Origin of the sequence: Mycobacteroides chelonae CCUG 47445, assembly GCF_001632805.1 — a bacterium.
Lineage (GTDB): Bacteria > Actinomycetota > Actinomycetes > Mycobacteriales > Mycobacteriaceae > Mycobacterium > Mycobacterium chelonae.
The window spans coordinates 378,732-398,698 of record NZ_CP007220.1 but is presented as its reverse complement, the minus strand read 5'-3'; the positions used below and the strand labels follow the sequence as shown (position 1 = coordinate 398,698).

The 19,967-nt window shown below is 63.1% G+C and carries 23 protein-coding genes and 1 tRNA gene; 16 read left to right on the top strand and 8 right to left on the bottom strand.

The window, feature by feature from the left end:
- The first annotated feature begins 51 nt into the window (after positions 1-51).
- Both bagA and bagB read left to right on the top strand, forming a co-directional pair.
- The gene (gene bagA / locus BB28_RS02020) at positions 52-1,080 is read left to right on the top strand and encodes an ATPase BagA (protein ID WP_044104955.1); all 1,029 of its coding nucleotides are present in this window, start codon (positions 52-54) and stop codon (positions 1,078-1,080) included.
- A complete protein-coding gene (gene bagB / locus BB28_RS02015; protein ID WP_030095908.1) occupies positions 1,077-2,198 on the top strand; it encodes an ATPase BagB in 1,122 nt (373 codons plus the stop codon). The genes bagA and bagB overlap by 4 nt, the downstream gene beginning before the upstream one ends.
- 85 nt (positions 2,199-2,283) lie before the next feature.
- On the opposite strand, the gene BB28_RS02010 is transcribed toward bagB, so the two are convergent.
- Complete coding sequence (locus BB28_RS02010) at positions 2,284-2,601, bottom strand: WhiB family transcriptional regulator (protein WP_030095909.1); 318 nt, start codon at positions 2,599-2,601, stop codon at positions 2,284-2,286.
- 258 nt (positions 2,602-2,859) lie between these two features.
- On the opposite strand from BB28_RS02010, the gene ponA2 reads away from it, so the two are divergent.
- From ponA2 to BB28_RS01990, 4 genes are all read left to right on the top strand, one after another.
- Complete coding sequence (gene ponA2 / locus BB28_RS02005) at positions 2,860-5,280, top strand: transglycosylase/D,D-transpeptidase PonA2 (protein WP_046252321.1); 2,421 nt, start codon at positions 2,860-2,862, stop codon at positions 5,278-5,280.
- Between the two features lie 101 nt (positions 5,281-5,381).
- Entirely contained in the window at positions 5,382-6,344 is a 963-nt protein-coding gene (locus BB28_RS02000; RefSeq protein ID WP_046252320.1) for a metallophosphoesterase, read from the top strand.
- 1 nt (position 6,345) lies between these two features.
- Positions 6,346-7,416, top strand: a complete 1,071-nt coding sequence (cds1, locus tag BB28_RS01995) for an L-cysteine desulfhydrase Cds1 (RefSeq protein WP_046252319.1) — start codon at positions 6,346-6,348, stop codon at positions 7,414-7,416.
- 102 nt (positions 7,417-7,518) lie between these two features.
- Positions 7,519-7,592: transfer RNA gene (locus BB28_RS01990), tRNA-Pro, on the top strand.
- A gap of 81 nt (positions 7,593-7,673) precedes the next feature.
- On the opposite strand, the gene BB28_RS01985 is transcribed toward BB28_RS01990, so the two are convergent.
- The 3 genes from BB28_RS01985 to BB28_RS01975 all read right to left on the bottom strand — a co-directional run bounded on the left by BB28_RS01985 (position 7,674) and on the right by BB28_RS01975 (position 9,137).
- A complete protein-coding gene (locus BB28_RS01985; protein WP_052740087.1) occupies positions 7,674-8,075 on the bottom strand; it encodes a tyrosine-type recombinase/integrase in 402 nt (133 codons plus the stop codon).
- Between the two features lie 50 nt (positions 8,076-8,125).
- On the bottom strand, positions 8,126-8,539 hold the full coding sequence (locus BB28_RS01980) for a hypothetical protein (protein ID WP_075874109.1): 414 nt from the start codon (positions 8,537-8,539) through the stop codon (positions 8,126-8,128).
- Positions 8,540-8,696: 157 nt separating this feature from the next.
- Positions 8,697-9,137 (bottom strand): hypothetical protein, encoded by a 441-nt coding sequence (locus BB28_RS01975; RefSeq protein ID WP_046252317.1) that lies wholly within the window; start codon positions 9,135-9,137, stop codon positions 8,697-8,699.
- A gap of 91 nt (positions 9,138-9,228) precedes the next feature.
- Here BB28_RS01975 and BB28_RS01970 point away from each other — a divergent pair, with 91 nt between their 5' ends.
- The 5 genes from BB28_RS01970 to BB28_RS01950 all read left to right on the top strand — a co-directional run bounded on the left by BB28_RS01970 (position 9,229) and on the right by BB28_RS01950 (position 13,366).
- Positions 9,229-10,071, top strand: coding sequence for a hypothetical protein (locus BB28_RS01970; RefSeq protein ID WP_046252316.1), 843 nt, complete (start codon positions 9,229-9,231; stop codon positions 10,069-10,071).
- Positions 10,072-10,304: 233 nt separating this feature from the next.
- The gene (locus BB28_RS01965; protein WP_046252315.1) at positions 10,305-10,625 is read left to right on the top strand and encodes a hypothetical protein; all 321 of its coding nucleotides are present in this window, start codon (positions 10,305-10,307) and stop codon (positions 10,623-10,625) included.
- A gap of 12 nt (positions 10,626-10,637) precedes the next feature.
- Positions 10,638-12,683, top strand: coding sequence for a hypothetical protein (locus tag BB28_RS01960; protein WP_046252314.1), 2,046 nt, complete (start codon positions 10,638-10,640; stop codon positions 12,681-12,683).
- A gap of 56 nt (positions 12,684-12,739) precedes the next feature.
- Positions 12,740-13,069: a hypothetical protein gene (locus BB28_RS01955; RefSeq protein WP_046252313.1), complete on the top strand. Its 330-nt coding sequence runs from the start codon at positions 12,740-12,742 to the stop codon at positions 13,067-13,069.
- Positions 13,070-13,072: 3 nt separating this feature from the next.
- On the top strand, positions 13,073-13,366 hold the full coding sequence (locus BB28_RS01950; protein WP_046252312.1) for a hypothetical protein: 294 nt from the start codon (positions 13,073-13,075) through the stop codon (positions 13,364-13,366).
- A 10-nt stretch (positions 13,367-13,376) separates the two neighbouring features.
- Here BB28_RS01950 and BB28_RS25450 read toward each other — a convergent pair whose 3' ends face one another.
- Positions 13,377-13,556: a hypothetical protein gene (locus tag BB28_RS25450; RefSeq protein ID WP_081252337.1), complete on the bottom strand. Its 180-nt coding sequence runs from the start codon at positions 13,554-13,556 to the stop codon at positions 13,377-13,379.
- Between the two features lie 450 nt (positions 13,557-14,006).
- Between BB28_RS25450 and BB28_RS25305 the strand changes: the two genes are divergently transcribed.
- From BB28_RS25305 to BB28_RS01940, 3 genes are all read left to right on the top strand, one after another.
- Positions 14,007-14,150: a hypothetical protein gene (locus BB28_RS25305; protein ID WP_046252311.1), complete on the top strand. Its 144-nt coding sequence runs from the start codon at positions 14,007-14,009 to the stop codon at positions 14,148-14,150.
- 69 nt (positions 14,151-14,219) lie between these two features.
- Positions 14,220-14,804, top strand: coding sequence for a hypothetical protein (locus BB28_RS01945; protein WP_030095914.1), 585 nt, complete (start codon positions 14,220-14,222; stop codon positions 14,802-14,804).
- Between the two features lie 160 nt (positions 14,805-14,964).
- Positions 14,965-15,681, top strand: a complete 717-nt coding sequence (locus BB28_RS01940; protein WP_046252310.1) for a GNAT family N-acetyltransferase — start codon at positions 14,965-14,967, stop codon at positions 15,679-15,681.
- Between the two features lie 7 nt (positions 15,682-15,688).
- Here BB28_RS01940 and BB28_RS01935 read toward each other — a convergent pair whose 3' ends face one another.
- The 3 genes from BB28_RS01935 to BB28_RS01925 all read right to left on the bottom strand — a co-directional run bounded on the left by BB28_RS01935 (position 15,689) and on the right by BB28_RS01925 (position 18,190).
- A complete protein-coding gene (locus BB28_RS01935; RefSeq protein ID WP_046252309.1) occupies positions 15,689-16,171 on the bottom strand; it encodes a hypothetical protein in 483 nt (160 codons plus the stop codon).
- Positions 16,172-16,186: 15 nt separating this feature from the next.
- A complete protein-coding gene (locus BB28_RS01930) occupies positions 16,187-16,879 on the bottom strand; it encodes an Rv0518 family GDSL lipase (RefSeq protein WP_046252308.1) in 693 nt (230 codons plus the stop codon).
- Between the two features lie 72 nt (positions 16,880-16,951).
- Positions 16,952-18,190, bottom strand: a complete 1,239-nt coding sequence (locus tag BB28_RS01925) for an acyltransferase family protein (RefSeq protein WP_046252307.1) — start codon at positions 18,188-18,190, stop codon at positions 16,952-16,954.
- 273 nt (positions 18,191-18,463) lie between these two features.
- Between BB28_RS01925 and BB28_RS01920 the strand changes: the two genes are divergently transcribed.
- A complete protein-coding gene (locus BB28_RS01920; protein ID WP_046252306.1) occupies positions 18,464-19,069 on the top strand; it encodes a hypothetical protein in 606 nt (201 codons plus the stop codon).
- 38 nt (positions 19,070-19,107) lie between these two features.
- Complete coding sequence (locus BB28_RS01915; protein ID WP_046252305.1) at positions 19,108-19,932, top strand: DNA-3-methyladenine glycosylase family protein; 825 nt, start codon at positions 19,108-19,110, stop codon at positions 19,930-19,932.
- Positions 19,933-19,967: the final 35 nt, after the last annotated feature.

Here is a 19,967-nt window from a genome sequence, read left to right as displayed (position 1 = left end):
CACAGACGTTCTGACATCGGCTCGATCGTGGACAGTTAGCATGCGTGCGTGGTGAACACTTCCCCTGACGACGACGCAGGGACCTCAGCCAACGCCTGGCCCGCGCGAGTCGCGAATGCGCGACTGCACTTTGTGACCGGCAAGGGCGGGACCGGAAAGTCCACCATCGCCGCGGCCCTGGCCCTGGCGCTCGCCGCGGGCGGCCGCAAGGTGCTGCTGGTCGAGGTCGAAAACCGGCAGGGCATCGCCCAGCTTTTCGACGTACCTCCGCTGGCGCCCAAGGAACTCAAGATCGCCACCGCCGAGGGCGGCGGAGCGGTGAACGCGCTCGCTGTCGAGATCGAGACGGCGTTCATGGAGTACCTCGAGATGTTCTACAACCTCGGCCTGGCTGGGCGTGCGATGAAGCGCATCGGCGCCATCGAGTTCGCGACCACGATTGCGCCGGGTCTGCGCGATGTCATCCTCACCGGAAAGATCAAGGAATGCATCGTCCGCGTCGACAAGTCCGGACGGCATGTGTACGACGCCGTCGTGGTCGACGCCCCGCCCACCGGCCGGATCGCCCGCTTCCTCGATGTGACATCGGCGCTGTCCGATATCGCCAAGGGCGGACCCATTCACTCGCAGTCCGAGGGGGTGCGCAAGCTGCTGCACTCGGATCAGACGGCCATCCACCTGGTGACTCTGCTTGAGGCTCTGCCCATGCAGGAAACCGCCGAGGCCATTGCCGAACTGAGCGGGATGGGCCTACCGATCGGCAGTGTCATCGTGAACCGAACCGTGGTGCCGCATCTGTCACCGGCAGATCTGGACAAGGCCGCCGAGGGTGTCATTGACGCCGACGCGGTTCGTAAAGCGTTGGCCGATAACAACGTAACCATCTCCGACGCCGACTTCGCCGGTCTGCTCACCGAGACTATCGAGCACGCGACCCGGATGCGGGCACGGGCCGAGAGCGAGGAACTACTCGGCGAGTTGCAGATACCGCGATTGGAATTGCCCTCCCTGGCCGACGGCGTCGACCTGGGCAGCCTCTACGAACTGGCCGAGAGCCTGGCCGAGCAGGGAGTCCGATGAGCAACACACCTGCCGTCTTGGACATGGCGGCCATCCTCGAAGACCGCAAGAACCGCGTCGTGGTCTGCTGCGGTGCCGGCGGTGTCGGCAAGACCACCACGGCCGCTTCGGTCGCGCTACGGGCCGCGGAGTACGGCCGCACCGTTGTGGTGCTGACCATCGACCCGGCCCGCCGGTTGGCGCAGTCGCTGGGCATCGAAGCGCTCGGTAACACCCCGCAGCAGGTACACATCGAGGGCATCAAGGGCGAGCTGTACGCGATGATGCTGGACATGCGTCGCACCTTCGACGAGTTGGTGGTCCAGCACGCGGGATCCGATCGCGCACAATCGATTCTGGACAACAAGTTCTATCAGACCGTCGCCACCTCCATGTCGGGCACACAGGAGTACATGGCTATGGAGAAGCTCGGACAGCTTCTCCATGAAGACAAATGGGATCTGATCGTGGTGGATACCCCACCGTCGCGTAACGCACTGGACTTCCTGGACGCACCCAAGCGGTTGGGCAGCTTCATGGATGGACGTCTCTGGAAGATGCTGCTGGGCTCCAGCCGCGGCTTGGGCCGGATCGTCACGGGAGCCGTCGGGCTGGCGATGAAAGCGCTGTCGACGGTCCTCGGATCGCAATTACTTTCCGACGCTTCAATGTTCGTGCAATCGCTCGACTCCACGTTCGGAGGATTCCGCGAGAAGGCTGACCGCACCTATGAGCTGCTGCGCCGACGCAGCACCCAGTTCGTCGTGGTGTCGGCCGCCGAACCCGATGCGTTGCGGGAGGCCACCTTCTTCGTCGAGCGGCTGACCCAGGAGGGCATGCCGCTGGCCGGCCTCATCCTCAACCGCACTCATCCCACGCTGTCCACCCTGACCGTCGAGCGTGCCGTCGATGTGGCGGACAACCTCGAAGAGTCTGGCGAGTACAGCCTGCCGGCGGCGGTGCTGCGGGTTCATGCCGAGCGCGCGGCCACGGCCAAGCGGGAGATCCGGCTGCTGTCGCGGTTTACGAGCGCCAATCCCACGGTTCCGATCGTCGGGGTGCCTTCACTCCCGTTCGACGTGTCCGACGTGGATGCGCTGCGCGCGATCGCCGATCAGATCACCGGCGTCGCCTCTTAACCCCAGATACACGTCGAGTGTCGACTTCTCGGGCGGAAGTTCAGGAGAACAACCCGAGAAGTCGACACTCGGCGAAAAGAACTAGTTAGACCGCGCTCTTGTGCTTGCGCTGCGCGGCGAAGAAGTCGGCCCAGGAATCCACCTCGGGGTGAGCCTTGAGCATCGCGCGACGCTGCCGTTCGGTCAGTCCGCCCCACACACCGAACTCCACGCGGTTGTCCAGCGCGTCGGCGCCGCATTCCATCATGACCGGGCAGTGCCGGCAGATCACTGCGGCCTTGCGCTGCGCTGCCCCGCGGACGAACAACTCGTCAGGGTCGCCTTGTCTGCATCTGGCCTGTGAAACCCAGGCAATGCGCGCTTCTCCACCATCGATTGATACCGCCGTATGCAACGCACTCATGGCTGGCCGTGAAGCTGACACTGGCAATCCCTTCTGTCACTAGCGGCCCATAAGAGGCGTGGGCCACACTCCGCTTGGTGTGTAACTTGAATCACACCGTGAGATCAAGTTAGTGGTCAGAGATCTTCAACGCAACACCTGATCCGAATTTTTTGGGACGGTTGTGCCGACAACGTCTTTTTCATCGCCCCGCCGGGGCCCGGCGTTACCGATCAACTACCGGCAGACACCTCTGGGGAGGCCACGTACCCTGTGCCTATGCCAGAACGCCCGCCCGAGTCGGTGACCCTCGCGAAGCTCGCGGGCTGCGGGCTTATCGCGGCGGTCATCCTGGCCGGATTGATGTTCCCCTTCGCGGGCGGCTTCGGGTTGGCGTCCAACCGCGCATCCGATGTGGTGGCCAATGGCTCCACCCAGCTGCTCGAGGGCGAGGTACCCGCGGTCACCACCGTGGAAGACGCCAAGGGCAACAAGATCGCCTACCTCTACACGCAGCGGCGATTCGAGGTGCCCTCCGATCAGATCGCCGACACCATCAAGCTGGCCCTGTTGTCCATCGAGGACAAGAGGTTCACCTCGCACAACGGTGTCGACTGGAAGGGCACGCTCGGCGGCTTGGCCGGATACGCCTCCGGTGACGAGGACACCCGCGGTGGTTCCACCATCGAGCAGCAGTACGTGAAGAACTACCAGCTGTTGGTGGTGGCCAAGACCGACGCCGAACGCAAGGCCGCCATCGAGACCACCCCCGCGCGCAAGCTGCGCGAGATCCGGATGGCGCTGCGGCTGGACCGCACCTTCACCAAGCAGGAGATCCTGACCCGGTACCTGAACCTCGTGTCCTTCGGTAACAACTCGTTCGGTGTGCAGGATGCCGCACAGACCTACTTCGGAATCGATGCCAAGGACCTGAACTGGCAGCAGGCGGCGCTGCTGGCGGGCATGGTGCAGTCCACCTCCGGGCTGAATCCCTACGTCAACCCCGAACGTGCGCTCGCCCGCCGCAATCTGGTGCTCGACACCATGATCGCCAACGCCCCGGAGAAGAAGGCCGAACTGGTGGCGGCCAGGGCGCAGCCCCTCGGTGTGCTGCCCCAGCCCAATGAGCTACCGCGCGGATGCATAGCCGCGGGCGACCGCGCGTTCTTCTGTGATTACGTGCTCGACTACCTGGCCAAGTCGGGTATCAGCAAGGACCAGGTGATGAAGGGCGGATATCTCATCCGCACCACCCTGGATCCCGATGTGCAGAACTCGGTGAAACAGGCGGTCTCCCACGTGGCCGATCCGGGTCTCAACGGTGTCGCCGATGTCATGAGCGTCATCAAGCCGGGACAGACCAGCCACCCCATCATGGCCATGGCATCCAGTCGCACTTATGGACTGGATGGCGCAGCCAACGAGACCATGCAGCCGCAGCCCTTCTCCCTCGTCGGCGACGGCGCCGGATCGATCTTCAAGATCTTCACGGTCGCCGCCGCCATGGATATGGGCATGGGCATCAACACCGTGCTCGATGTGCCGCCCACCTTCTCGGCCAAGGGTCTCGGCAGCAGCGACGGCACCAAGGGCTGTCCGAAGGACACCTGGTGCGTCAAGAACGTCGGTAATTACCGTTCCCCGATGAGCGTCACTGACGCCCTGGCGACCTCGCCGAACACCGCGTTCGCCAAGTTGATTCAGTCGATCGGCGTGTCCAAGGCGGTCGACATGGCCGTCAAGTTGGGCATGCGTTCCTACGCGCAGGCGGGCACCGCCAAGCCCTATGACCCCGAGGGCGACGAGAGCCTGGCCGACTACATCAAGAAGTACAACCTGGGCTCGTTCACGCTGGGCCCCATCCAGGTGAACGCCCTCGAACTATCCAATGTGGCGGCCACTTTGGCCTCTGGTGGCAAGTGGTGCCCGCCCAATCCCATCGACAAGGTCTTCGACCGTCACGGCAAAGAGGTCCCGACCACCACCGAGGCCTGTGAGCAGGCGGTACCTACCGGGCTCGCCAACACCCTCGCGAACGCGCTGAGCAAGGACGATCAGCCTGGCGGCACGGCCGCAGGCTCGGCGGGCTCGGTCGGCTGGAGCCTGCCGTTGTCCAGCAAGACGGGAACCACTGAAGCGCACCGGTCTTCGGCCTTCCTGGGATTCACCAACAACTTGGCCGCGGCGAGCTACATCTTCGACGACTCGACCTCCCCCGGTGATCTGTGTTCCTTCCCGCTGCGCAAGTGCGGCGACGGAAACCTGTACGGCGGAAATGAGCCCGCCCGGGCCTGGTTCGAAGCCATGAAACCGATCGCCGAGAACTACGGCCCTACGGCCCTGCCGCCCACCGAACCGCGGTACGTCGACGGAGGTCCGGGCTCCAAGGTGCCCAGCATCAACGGACTGCGCGAATCCGAGGCACGTGACGTTCTCAAGAAGGCCGGATTCAAGGTTGCCGACCAAGCCAGTGTGGTGAACAGCACCGCGCCGTTCAACGAGGTCGTCGGCACCAGTCCATCTGGAACAACCATCCCGGGCTCGACCGTCACCATCCTGCTGAGTAACGGCATCCCGCCGGCGCCGCCGCCTATCGTCATTCCGGGCCTGGGCGGCCCACCGGGCGAGATGACGACGACGGTCGTCAACATCCCCGGCCTGCCGCCGATCACCGTGCCGGTGCTGGCGCCGCCCCCGTGAGCTAGCTGCCCGTCTTCGCGCACGCCGTTCACGACGAGAAATTCGCCACGTTTTGCGCTGGTGATCAAGGGTCACTCAGCTTTCGGAGTTACTCTCGGGTGATGAACACGTCGTTCAACACGGTTATCAAGCGAGCGGCCGCTTATTCGGCAGGTTCGGCCGCGCTTGGCATCGGGTACGCGTCGATCATCGAACGCAACGCGTTCACCGTCCGCGAAGCAACGATGGATGTACTCGACCCCGGCGCCTCCCCTCTGCGGGTGCTGCACATCAGTGATATCCACATGCGTCCCGGCCAGCACCTCAAGCAGGCCTGGTTGCGCGAGCTGGCGCAGTGGCAGCCGGATCTGGTGGTCAATACCGGCGACAACCTGGCCCACCCCAAGGCGGTGTCCTCGGTTGTTCAGGCCCTGGGTGATTTGCTCTCGGTCCCAGGACTTTTCGTCTTCGGAAGCAACGACTACTTCGGCCCGCGGCTGAAGAACCCCGCGAAATACCTGTACAAGAGCGATGAGCGCAAGCACGGGGAACCGCTGCCGTGGCAGGATCTGCGCGCCGCGTTCACCGAGCGCGGCTGGCACGATATGACCCACACTCGGCACGAGCTGGAGGTCGGCGGGGTGCGGATCGCGGCCGCCGGGGTCGATGACCCGCATCTGCACCGGGACCGCTACGACACCATCGCCGGGATGCCGAATCCGCTGGCCACACTGCGGCTGGGGCTGACCCATTCGCCCGAGCCGCGGGTGCTCGACCGCTTCGCCGAGGACGGCTACCAGCTGGTGATGGCCGGTCACACCCATGGCGGGCAGCTGTGCTTGCCGTTCTATGGAGCGATCGTCACCAACTGCGAACTGGATCGTTCCCGGGTGAAGGGTCCGTCGCGCTGGGGTTCGCATATGCAGCTGCACGTGTCGGCGGGTATTGGCACATCGCCATTCGCGCCGATGCGGTTCTTCTGCCGTCCGGAGGCGACGCTGCTGACCCTGGTGCCTGCGCGCATCGACGGCCAAGGGACCGACGCCGAATCCGGCGACCGGCTGCCCAGCGCCACCGCGCAGTGACGTGAGCCGCGCGTGGGCCGATAACGCGGTCCGGCTGATCGAGGCGGACGCCCGTCGTAGCGCCGACACCCACCTGCTGCGGTACCCGTTGCCTGCGGCCTGGGCCGACACCGTGGATGTGCAGCTGTATCTCAAGGACGAGTCCACTCACATCACCGGCAGCCTGAAACATCGTTTGGCGCGTTCACTTTTCCTGTATGCGCTGTGTAACGGGTTCATCCGGGAAGGCACCACGGTCGTGGAGGCCTCGTCCGGTTCGACCGCGGTGTCCGAGGCCTACTTCGCGCAGCTGCTGGGGCTGCCCTTCATCGCGGTGATGACGGCTTCGACCAGTCCCAGCAAGATCGCCCTGATCGAGTCTCAAGGCGGCAGTTGCCATTTCGTCGACCAGGCACAGCAGGTCTACGCCGAGGCACAGCGGCTCGCGGACGAATCCGGTGGACACTATCTGGACCAGTTCACCAACGCCGAACGTGCGACCGACTGGCGCGGCAACAACAACATCGCCGAATCGATCTTTACCCAGATGCACTACGAAAAGCACCCGCTGCCAACGTGGATCGTGGTCGGGGCCGGTACCGGCGGTACCAGCGCAACCATCGGACGGTACATCCGCTATCGCCGCTACCCCACCAAACTGTGTGTGGTGGACCCGGATAACTCGGCGTTCTACCCGTCCTACATCGCCGGACATGATGTGGTGACCGGGATTTCATCGCGTATCGAGGGCATCGGACGTCCTCGCGTCGAGCCGTCATTCCTGCCCACCGTGGTGGACCGTATGGAGCAGATACCCGACGAGGAGTCGGTGGCGCTCACGCGGCATGCCAGCACCGTGCTAGGCCGTCGGGTGGGTGCGTCAACGGGAACCAACCTGTCCGGCGCGTTCCGGGTGATCTCGGAAATGGTGCGGGACGGTGTCCCCGGGTCGGTGGTGACACTGTTGGCCGACACCGGTGACCGGTATGCCGACACCTACTTCGATGACGCCTGGGTCGCCGAGCAGGGATTCCATCTGCTGGCCTCGACGGAGCGTCTGGCCGAGTTCGAGAACACCGGCCGGTGGGGTTAGGCCCCGGGACGATAAGGGCACGTCACATCCGGTTTGGGTGCACGCGAGTCAACGCATTCGCGACCGAAGCCCTCGATGCGATACCCTTGCCTGGCTTCAAAGCGGGGTGTGGCGCAGCTTGGTAGCGCGCTTCGTTCGGGACGAAGAGGTCGTGGGTTCGAATCCCGCCACCCCGACGCTAGAAGTAAGGCCCTGACCAGGAATCCCCGGTCAGGGCCTTCTTGCATCAGGAGCTGATATCGCCCCGTGGCCCGCAGTTAGCCCGCAGCAGATTCGCGGATGGCCCGCACGGCAGCGTCCAAAGCGTCCGCGACCGCCTCTAAATCGTCGGGGAATAGGTCGGCATAGGTGTCGAGTGTGAGGGCCGCAGATTTGTGTCCGAGCATGGTCTGTACGGCCTTCACGTTCGCACCGGCCGAGATGGCCAGAGACGCGGCGGTGTGCCGTAGGTCGTGCATCGTGGGGCGCGGCCAGTCGGTCGTCGGGTTGCGGTCGCCGTCCAGGCCCCGCAGTCTGTCCACGGCCTTGTTGAACACCCGCGTTCGGAAGGTCGCTATGCGCAGCACCCCGCCCTCTGGCGCGGCGAACACCAGATCGTCGCGGCCCTTGCCTTCCATCCGGGCCGCCAGATCTTCGGTCAGGAACTTGGGGAACGGCACCGATCGGCGTTCATGGTTCTTCGGGGTTGACCATCGCCTTGGCCGTAACTCTATGAATCGAATGACTGCATAGTCAGGGTCGCCAACTTCGCTGCCACATCGAGGGCTTTCAGGAGTTCATCCGAGCCAGAAGGTGACGACGCTGACGTGCTCACTGGTGGTGTGTTGCTCGTCGGCATGATTGTGCACCGTTTGATGATCAGGACGGCGTCCACAGAGCCATAGGAATGCGAACTCTTGAGCTTCACAGTTTGGCCGGGGCCGGGAGCAATGCCTTTGTCACACAGCTCTGTCAGGAGCGGCTTGATAAGTCCGTATTCGCCGCTGAGTGTGAAAACCGGGCCGCTCTCGGTGAGGTCGACAGTTGTGCGGCCACCGAGGCGACCGGCAATCCTCCAGGCCCTTTCCAACGACCACACACCGGGCCCTTGAGGCTCTAGAACAACAATCACTTGATCAGTCATGCCGCCGATCGTTGCATCGACAACACGTACCGTCCGCTGGTCGCAGCATTGCGTTTCAACCGAGCTTGGGCGACCACCGGGCTGCCCCTCCTCCACCCCTCAGCGCCGCCTCGCGGCATACGGCACGTTTACATTCGACATTTTCCACCAAGAGCAACTACCGCGTGACTTGTCCCGGAGTTCGGTAGAAGCGGTTGAGGAATGCTTGCGCAAGGGACTTCCATCCGGCGATCGATACGCCGCCGTCGAGGCTTTCGACTGCGCGCGCAATGTCGCCAGGGGCGTCACAGTCCCAGTCTTCGCTGCGACATCTGATCGTGAAAGAAGGACCCGTAAACTCCCAGAAGAAGAGCCCTGCAGTCTTCTGCCCTTTGTCGGCGCGCGTCATCACGTAGCTGCCATCAACTTCGGCGCGAAGGTCGGCGCTGACACGAGGGAACTGGTCGCGGTACTGTGCGGGCCAGTCTTGCCACACGTCTTTGAATGCCAGGTCGATCCGCTGTTTTTCGTTGGGGAGTTCGTGGTGGTGCAGCGTCCAGAGGCCCAACGCGACGCCCCCTGATACCGCATTCTGCTGCCGAGCAGCCGTGATCGTCATAGCGTTGGATGCTAGAGCGAGTCGGGTGCTGCGTTGATCTCTTTGAGCGTTTAGGGCCTGCGACGCGACTGCCAGAGAGCATGATCTTGCTATGAGTGACACGACGCCGAGCGAGGACGACTATCGAAGGTTGTCTGTACGTATTCGTGAGGATGTAAACCAGCTACAGCGTGTGCCCATCCAAGGTGCGATAACTTCGCCGATTGAAATTGACAACCAGTATCTGCGCACTGGACCTGTTTCACAATCGATCCAGGAGTTGGTGCGAGTACCGCTTGAGTCGGCGATCGACAACTTAAGCCTGGTTGCAGACATGCTCAATACTATTGGTGCTCAGCATCTTTACGCCGAGAACTCCCTCATTCGCACATCGCTCACCGGGGCGTCGTTCGCGCTGTGGATGCTCAACGACAGTGATGCGAATGTGCGGCGTGCGCGCGTACTGCGCTTTGCGTTCAAAAACATAGATGGCCTGACTTCGTACTTCACCGGCAATGCGGATATGAATCCTAAATTCTTTGAAGAAATGAATTCCTATCAGGAGTTAATCGTTAAGCAAGCGAACGTTTTAGAGAGGGAAGAGCGGAGCGTAACGAAGTACAGGAACTACCGCCCCGATGACACCGACCCCACGAAGATATGGTACTCGGACACGGCGGTGGTCAGGTATGCAGGTGATGTGATCGAGGCTCCAAACCTGTTGAGTACGTGGCAGTTCATGAGTGGATACGCACACTCGCTCCCTTGGTCCATCTTGGTGAACTCCTTGGAAACCGCACACCGCATTGAGCGTTACGGAGCCGTGATGCCAAGACATGAACCCAACCCCAGGCAGCTTCTCTCGGCCTCAAATCTCGCACTGGCTGTCATTGAGAAAACAACCGAGTGTTTGGTCGCCCTGAGCCGCCCAGGAAGTGCCGCTCCCCTGCACTGAGGGTTCGGTTAGGCCGAAGGGGACGACACCGGCCGAGTGCAGCACAGAGGGCATTGATCGTTTGGAAGGGCGCCGCCCGGTGGGGTTGCAACCATGGTCACCAGGCGGGCGGCGCCCTGGCCTTGATGCTGACAGATTGCTGGCTACTGGCCTGGGTTGTTGCCCGCAATAGCCACTAAGCCTGTAGTGTGCTGTGAATCACCGGGGGTGTTTGCCGAAGGGGGGTGCGTGCCATGGCTGGCGATGAGGACGTGCTCAAGGTTGATCTTGCGGCTTTGGGCAAGCTTGGTCCGCATCTGCGCGCGCTTGGTGGTGAGGTTAGGGACAGCATCGCCTCTGGTGGGTCGGCGCCGTCTGGTGCTGATCCGGGGTTGGCGGCGTTGCATGGGGTGTCGAAGGCCATCGCGGATGTGAAGCGGGTCGGGGCTGCCCGGTTGAACACGATCGCCGACTTCGCTGACGAGGCGCACAAGGATTTCACGATCGCTTCCAGCTCACTGGATACCGGCTACCGAAACTTGCCGAGCATCTATCAGCCACCACTGCGCGCATAGCGGGTCGGGTCTGTGACGACGCTTGATGAGTTCATGGCGATCAACCCCAACGCCTATATGGCGGTGGTGGATACCTGGCGTCCGCAGACTAAGCAATTCAAGGAAGCGTTTGACGACTACAAACGCTGGGCTGGTGCTCCCGCCGGTACGGAGTGGACGGGGCGCACCGCGAACGCGGCCTATGAGCGGGCCGCTCTGGACTGCCACGGTTCCGATAACGCTGATGATGCCGCCGAGGACATTGTGAGGCTGGCCTCGGCCACTATCACCCATGAGGTCCTGCCGCCGCTGAACAACGGCAAGGCGATGATCGAAAACGCTTTGCGTGCCAAGGATCAAGGTGTCTCGATCGACCAGAGCTTCAACATGACCTACACCCCACCGGAGGGCATGAGCGAAGAGACCGCCGCCAAGAACCGCCAGCACGTCGAGGAAGCCGAGCGGCAAATCAAGGAATACGTCGCCAACTGGGAGAAGGGCTGTCAAACCCTCAAGACTCAGGCCGATACTGCCGCGCAGAAGATCACCGGCTGCATCAACCCCAAAACCGCCCTGGTCGATGGGCGCAAGATCCTGCGCGACGCCGTGGGATCGAAGCCCGGCGACGGACCCGCCACGGCTACCGCGACCACGGTCAGCGCGACCAGCGGCAAGCCGCACGGGATTGTTGCGGGTATGCAGGACATCGCCGGTGCTGGCGACACCAAACCCGCAGGCACTACAGGTGCCGAGACGGTGGCCGACTATAAGAAGTGGTATCCCAAAGACGCTGTGAATGTTGGGGATAAGAATGTTGACCCCGCCAAGCTCGGCGGTGTCGGGTCAATTCCTGGTGTGCGCGAAGGTGATCCAGCCAACCCCGCGAAACTCGCCCCCACGCTGGCCGACCGCGATGTCCCGGCATTCGCGCAAATGACCCGCGAGCGCCTACAAAAAGACCCCACAGTTCCGGCCGACCAGATCGAGCAGCGGGTCAACGACGCAGTCCGGGCGGCGCAGGCCCCGCGTTTCATGCCCGATGCCGAGCCGATGCGCACGCCCGGTCAAGTGCCGCTACACAACTCGCCCGGTGATCAGTTCAACGACATCATCGGCCGCGCCAGCGACTCAGCCACCAAAACCGTTGACGGCCAGATTGAGCAGGCGAAAATCCTTACCGGACAAGCCGGTCCAGGCGCACCCGGTGTCGCCGAAGCATGGAAACAAGTCGGCCTCGGCGCAATCCAGCAGGCCCACGAACTCACCACCGACCCCCTGGCTGCGCCCAAGATGGGCATTGAACAAGCCAAAGACTTCTACAACCACCCCGGCGAGTTCATCGGCAAAAACATCATCCACGGCACCGAAGCCTTGGCCACCGGCGCGATCGGCGGCGAAGCCGCAGCTGGCGCCCGCGGACTACTCGGCGACCTCACCGGCACCGAAGGCCGCGCACTCACCCACGGACTTGACGACGCTGCGCCAGGCCATCACTCGGCACCAGGCGGTGACCATCACGCCCCAGCGAGTAGCGACCAGGGAGGCAGTGGGGGTTGGAACCATTCCACTGAGCATTACTCGCCGCATGCCCCCGGGCTGGCGTCAGACCTCAATAGCGCCTACGTCAACGGCCATCCCACGGCCGACCTCGCGGCGCAGGTCGCCGACCACTCCACCCACCACGCACCCGGCATCAGCAGTAACGCCAACCCCGACCGGGTCGTTCTGGGTAAGTGGGATGGGCAAGACGGCGGCTACATCGGCGAAGCAAGAAACAACGGCGGCATCTACTTCGACACCGGGGATGACACCTGGAACGCCGTCGGCCGAGGACTTGATGACGCTGGTTCCCGAAGCCTGGGGTGGCAAGTCAACGAACAATTCTTGCGTGCACAATTGGAAAATAGGGTGCCACGGGTTGACTACGTTCTGCCTGAAGGGTTCAGCAGTGTTGAACAGGTAGCGGCCGTGCAGAGGCGTTCATTCTCTGCGATGGAGATCAACTTTTTGAAGGAAAACGCCGCAGCGTACGGATACGTACAGCAGGGCAATGTCTGGGTCTACACGGGAGGCAAGTGATGAGACCAGCAGAGTTGGCGAGCTTTCTAGATCGAACTCTCTTCGGAGCTGGCTTTGTGCTTGACGCGGTACAGGATTCTGCCACCTATGGGGACCGCCCCGCGTGGGCGATCTACTACCGCCGTCCAGACTGCAAACTCCAGATTTGTTCATCGGCCCGGGACGGTGGCATCGACTTTTTCCTTGCACCGCCGGAGGCGCCCAATGAACTCGGACTAGACAACAGATCCAAGAAATGGCATTACATGCTCATGCTCAGCGATATCCACGACGATATACCGACCCCCGGCCTCAATGCCGATGACACCGCGGTGATGTCGTGGATGAAGGACCTCTTCGAAATCCATTTCCGCGCTGCGCATAAAGCACTTCTCTCCCACCGTTAAGACATGCCCAGCACCGACATCGACGCCAGTGACGCGATAGTCGTCTACCTGCGACGCTATCCAGGGAAGAACGACGAAGAATTCCAAGCCCGCTTCGGCACAGACAGGGCGACGGCAGCCCTGGAACGGGTGCGAGTCGTCCTTGACGAGGCGATCAAGATCGAACCTGACTGGAATCGCATGTCCCTCAACGATGCTGGTGACTATGTAGAGGCCGTCATGCATGAGAGACACCCGGAGCTATCTCCAAAGGCGCTCGAAGCTATTGGGAACTATTTCACCTATCTCGCGAGGTAACGGGCGGTAGCTAGCGCTCGTTGGTCTCGCTCGCGTCGATTGGATTGCCGTCTTCGTCAGTCGGCCACGGTGGCCGTGGGGTGTGAGGCCAATCCGGTGCGCCACGCCACAGGTAGGGGTGTGGCATGTAGGGGTTCCGCCAGGGCCGACGCGAAGGCTGTTTGCGTTGCCTATAGGCGACGTACATCATCACGCCGAGGAATAGGAATATGCCCAGGGTCAGTAGCGGGGCCACGGCCCCAAGGTTACTGGGCGCACATGCATTTGACGGCTTCCCGTGTAAGCGCCCCGTGGCCCGCAACTGGCCCGCAGTAGATTCAACTCCGATCAATTCCGACCAACACCGCCAACGCCTTGACCTGCACATATCCGATACAGCCAACAGAGCTAGTAACTGCAAACGCCCAGTACGTCGAGTTCGGGACGAAGAGGTCGTGGGTTCGAATCCCGCCACCCCGACTGAGCTGAGAGGTGAACGAGCGTGCTCGTTCACCCGAGGCGAGGAAAGGGGTAGGAGGCGCATAGCGCCGAATACCCCGACGCTGGAAGTAAGGCCCTGACCAGGAATTCCCCGGTCGGGCCTTTTTTCATCAGCATGGCGGACCGGCTGGGACTCCCGGCGCCATGACATGGTGGATGCATGGCCGTCTCTGAACTCGCGTCGAATCCTGTCGCCCTCGCGGCCATCGCTATCGGTTTGCTTATCGTCTGGAAGCTGCGCAAGGCCGTAATGCTGATCGGCCTGCTGGCAGCGGTGGTACTCCTGGTCGCGATGTACCGGTAACAGCTAAGCGGAAGCACACGACATTTCTTTCGGTAAGGTTTGACAAAACCCGACGAATGGGAGCTTTACATGAAGAATCGCCTTGTGGGCGCCGGTGTGATCGCGCTGGCGGCCGCCCTCAGCGGACCGGCGCTGGCCGCCGCCGCACCCGCCGATGACCAGCAGATCCGGCAGATCATCTCGGGCGAGGCTTCGGCCATCAAGTCGCTCGACAACGCCACCCTCTCGACATTCTTCTGCGACAAGTACCGGGGCACGATCGCCTCGAAGTCTGCTGATGACCAGATCCCCCCGATCGGTCAGGTCGCTGGGTACGGGCCGAGCATGATCAGCGCCGTGGCGTCGGCAGCCGGGGTCTCCGGGCCGACCACCCAGGCGCTGACCACCGCGATCCAGAACAATGACGACAAGGCCTACCGTTCGTCGTTCCGCGCGGCAGCCAAGGAGGTGCTGTCCGGCGTCACCTACGACGTCCACGACATCAACGTCACCGGACCGACGGCGACCGCTGGGGTCACCGCGCAGGGCCACGACGTGACCGCCAATCAGCAGCGCGAGTTCGTGCTGGAGAACGGCAAGTGGAAGGACTGCACCGACCCCGAGAAGCGGGCCGAGACCTCCGGCAACCCACTGCTGACGTCGTTGATGGGCTGACGCCCTAGAACTGCCCACAGATCAGGCCGCCTGTGTCCTTCGGGACGTAGGCGGCCTGATTCTTTGAACGCACCGCAATATTCGGTGGCGCTACATCGGGATGGTCTCTAGCCTGAACCAGTTTGCGCCATAACCGATTACCTCCAAGAAGATAGAGCCGATGCCCGACTTCTCCCCCATCATCACGGACTTCTGGCATGGTTACCTTGGCCGGGGCACCGTCCTGCACACCGACGACGATTTCCAACTCGCCGTCTACCCCGACCTCGACGAGGACAGTCGGCTGATGGTGCTCAAGACCGTCGACGGCAAGACCAGCGTCACCCTCGTACCCGAACTCGCCGAACGCGCGGGAATCGATGGTGCACAGACCCTTTCGGAGCCCAGCTACTGGGGCAGCCTGGACAACGTCGGCATCGCGATGCATGGCGCGGACAACCTCTTCTACTTCACCAACGATGCGCGCGACGCACTCGTGGCCGAAGTACCCACGGGCGACGTCCGTCAGCTCACAGCCGACGACAAGGCCATCTTCTCGGCATTCGAATCGGTTGCCTCGGCGGAAGATTTGGACAACGCCCAAGTGGAGCTGGGTCATTGGGCGGTGTTCGGCTCCTTCGACAACGGCCGCCTCGTCGCCGTCTCCAGCATCTATCAGTGGGAGGGCGCGGCGATCATGGACCTCGGAGTGCTGACGCTGCCGATATTCCGCGGCAGAGGCCACGCCCGGCAGCTGGTGCGTGCCGTGTTCCGGTACGCGTGCGCGCGGGGTTACGAGCCGCAGTACCGATGCCAGGTGGACAACGCAGCGTCGAGCGCGTTGGCTCGTGCTGCGGGGCTCACGCTATTCGGCACCTTGGACGTGATCGCCGACTAGCGCGCTCCTACTGCGCGGTCATGGGCATATCGATGGTTTCGGACTTGCCGGCGCTGCCCGTGATCACCAGTTTGGTGAACTGCCACCAGCCTGCGTCATCGGGAAGCGCCTTCGAGTCCTGGAAGGTCAGCGTGACGTCCCGACGGGTTGTCCCACCCGTCGCGCAGTCGGGGACACAGTCCTTGGTCGCGCGGACTGCCTTCCCAGTCGCCTGCTGCTGCGTCCAGCTGTCCCAGGTGATATCGACAAGCATGTCTCCGGCGTCGGCAGGGGTCAGCACGATCTGCGTGGGCTTCTCTTCCGGCTGCTGGGTCACCGGATTCCAGTAGACACCGCCCGGCGGCACCACCTTGCGCGAAGGCTCGGGGAGCGATGGCGAGGATGGCGCGGCCGACGTGGACACGGGTTCTTGCTCCGGCGATGTTGAACCACAGCCTGTAAAAGCGAACGCTGCCAAGGCAATTCCGGTCACCCACACGATCCGCTTCATGCCTGGACTCTACTCTCAGAGCCGTCGGGTCAGCCGGGTACCGATGAGCGGGGCGATCTTGTCGGCCATGTAGGCGTGCCCGGCATCGTTGGGGTGCACACCGTCGGAGCCGATCAGCTCCGGGCGTCCAACGAACCAGCGTTCGGCCAGCGGATCCACCCACGACGCACCGATCGCATGGGCCTCGCCGTACAGAATGTCGCGCAGTTGCAGCACCACGTCGGGTACGTCGGCCGTCGGCCACGGTGGGCCGATCACGAGCAGCTTGGCCGCCGGCGCCGTGCGCCGTGCCGACGCCAGCGTGCGACGGGTCGCCTCTGCATACACGTCCGGATCGACATCCTGGTCGTTGCGCGAACCGAAGAACACCACCAGCTCGTCGTCGGGACGCACTACCCGGTCGGTGAGGTCGGCGAAGACGCTGCCGTGGTCACCGCGCACGCCGTATCCGGCACGCCCTTCGGCGGCGACGTCAGCGTTGATGCGGACACCTTCGCGCCCCAAGATCCGCCACGCCAGCGACGTCCACGATTTGGCGCCCAGGCCGCCTTCCTTGGTGCCGGTGGTGTACGAATCGCTGACCACCGCGACATGGTTCAGTCCGGAACCTAAGTAGGCCAGTCGGTAGGGGCGCGCCGGTGCAGGCTGCGGGGCAGCCACCCCGAAGAGAAACACGAATGCGATGACGAACGCCGCCAGACGAACCACTGCTACCTCCACTGTCCCCAGCATTTTAGGGGGCCTCAAACCCGGCTGCGGCACAGCGTTATTCGTTTGAAACTATCGACTCGTTACACCGGTCGACACCGGCTCCCGATCGGAGTCCGTCACGTCCACGGGCACCTGGTGTTTATGGCCATTGTGCGGAACATGGTGATCGGTGATCGCTGGCTTGGTGACGCCGATCATCCGGCGCATCCAGCGCCGTCCGGGTTCCTCCACGCCGTGATACAGCGCCATGGACAGCACTACCGAGAGCGCAATCAGGCCGATCACGATCCAACCGCCGCCAGGGTCGGTCAGTGAGAGCTCGAACTGCTTGGTGGCCCATGTCCAGGAGACGTGCACGAGCTCATGCACCATGTACAGCCCAAAGGAGATCTGACCGCCGTAGACCATGATGCGCGTGGAGAGCAGTGTGGGTAGCGGGCCGATGCCGACCGCCAGCGCCATCACCAGCGGTACGAACAGCACGTCCACTACCCCGCTGCTATCGGTAACTCCGGAGATCGGGTGGGCATCCAGGAAGTACAGCGAGCCCACGATCGCCGCGATGATCGCGATCGCCACGTAGCCGGCAATATGGCGGGAACGGTGAGTGAGTCGCAGCCTGCTCACCGCAGCACACGCGAGGGCGCCCGCAGTGAACTGCATAACGATGCGCGGCAACCAGCTCCACGGTGTGTAGAACTGCCCCGTCAGCAGCAAGATGATGACCGGCGGCAGCGAGGCCACCACGGCCAGAACCATCAGGCTGCGGGCGCGGGTCGCGCGCGCCATCCGGAAGATGACAAGGACCAGTCCGCCGAAGAGCAGGTAAGCCAGCCATTCAGCGCTGATAGACCACGCCGGACCGTTCCAGCTGGACAGGTCGAAGTACGGACGGAACCACAGCTGCACCATGAACAGCTGACGCGCGTAGCTCATGGCGTCGTATCCGTTGACGTCCTTGGGCGGTATGTGTCCGACGTGCATGGTGAAGATGACCCACAGCGCGGCCAGATGCATGGTGACCAGGTACACGGGCCACACCCGGGCCAGGCGCAGCCACAGGAAGTGCAGCGTCTCGCGGGTGGACCAGCGATCGCCCATTTTGTCGAGGTAGTTCCAGGTCAGTACGAACCCACTGAGGATGAAGAAGAGGTCGACGCCTTGAGCGCCACAGTTGAGAACGGGGGTCAGCGCGGATCGGAATCCGGGGACCGCGTCCTCCAGCAGAGGCCGGAAGTGAAAAAGCACAACCCAGAGCGCGGCGATGATGCGAAGCCCTGTGAGGGCCTTGATCTCTCCGCCGCGCACTAATCTCTCCGTCAGCCTCGCTACCAGCTCTTTCGCGCTTCCTTGCGATCCACCGGTCGAGCACGCCTCCCCGCGTCCCCATTCCGGCGTTCTTCGGAGACTAACAGCGCAGCCCGCTGAAGCCTGAATCTCGGACATGCCGGGAAGGCGTGTGGAGAAATAGGACATCACCTCGGCAGGCACGGAAACCGCGTGACAACCACCTCCACCGCGCCCATCCGGCACACTGGCAGGGAACGCCATGACCGCAGCCGCGCTAGGACAGATACGCAGATGACGCAACCGCAGTACCCCCACGGCCAGTACCAGCAGCCTCAACAGCAGTTTCCCGGATACCCGCAGCCCGGCCCTTATGGCCAGCCTCCCAGCGGCTACGCCCCCGCCCCCAAACCTCCCCGGCCGCCACTGACCCCGCAGCAGAAGGCTCTCGCCGTCGTCGGCGGCTCGCTCGGTATCTTCCTGGTCGCCCTGCTGGTACTCGGCCTCACCACCACCAACTCCAGCACCCAAAGCACCCGCACGACCGCCAACGACCAGATCGTCGACTCGCCCCGGTCCTCCGGCTCCAACAAGGACGAGGACATCAAGGCGATCAAGCAGACCATCTCCGGGATGGCCGATGCCGCCAAGGCCAACGACTTCAAGAAGATGCTGACCTTCTTCTGCGCCAAGTACCGCGAGGCGTTCAAGGACATCGCCGGAAGCGGGCAGGCTCCCGATCTCAACGCCTTGACCAAGGCCGACAATGGCCCCTCGAAGATCACCGGCCTCGATATCGACGGCGACGTTGCCGTCATTCACATCACCGACGCCAAGGGCAAGCACGACATCGAGTTCAAGAAGGAGACCGGCGGCTGGAAGTTCTGCCCGGGGGCCTAGCAGCTCCGCTCATCCGTGAGTGGACTCCACCGTGGCCGTTGGATATACGCCGAACCCTCGGCATCCACCGGCGCGGCTCGACTGATCCCACGTACCGGGTATCCCCCGGCGGATCGATCACCCGGGGCTCCTACACCCCGGATGGCCCTGGGGTACTGACGATCTCACGCGAAGACAAAACCGTCGTCGGCCGGGCCTACGGTGACGGTGCCGGGTGGCTGCTCGATCGCCTGCCACGCCTGTTGGGCGCCGACGACGAACCCGAAGCGCTCACACCCAAACACGAGGTTGTCACCCGGCTGATCCAGGGCGCGAAAGGTGTCCGTCTTGGCGCCACCGATCGCGTGTGGGAGGCTCTCGTTCCTGCCGTGCTGGAACAGAAGGTGCCCGGCGCAGAGGCCTGGCGTGCCTGGCGGTATCTCATCAACCGTGTCGGCACCGACATGGGCGACGCCAAGGTTCCACCACCCCAACGAGAATGGCTCGACATCCCGTCGTGGGAGTGGCACAAATCCGGTGCCGAACCGGTCCGCATGCGCACCGTCCGCATCGCTGCCAACATCGACGTGGAAACCAAGCCAGAGCACCTGACCTCGATCCACGGCATCGGACCGTGGACCGAGGCCGAGGTCCGCATTCGCGCGCTCGGCGATCCCGACGCCGTGCCCGTCGGGGACTACCACATCGCCGGGCAGGTGGGATTCGCGCTCACCGGCGAAAAAATCGACGATGCCGGCATGCTGGAACTTCTCGAACCCTATGCCGGACAACGCTATCGAGTCATTCGGCTCATCGAACTCATCGCACCCAAGCCGGAGCGGCGTGGATCACGGATGCCGGTGCGCGACTACCGCAACTTCTGACATTCGACAAGCGGTTCATCCCACTTGTGGATGGC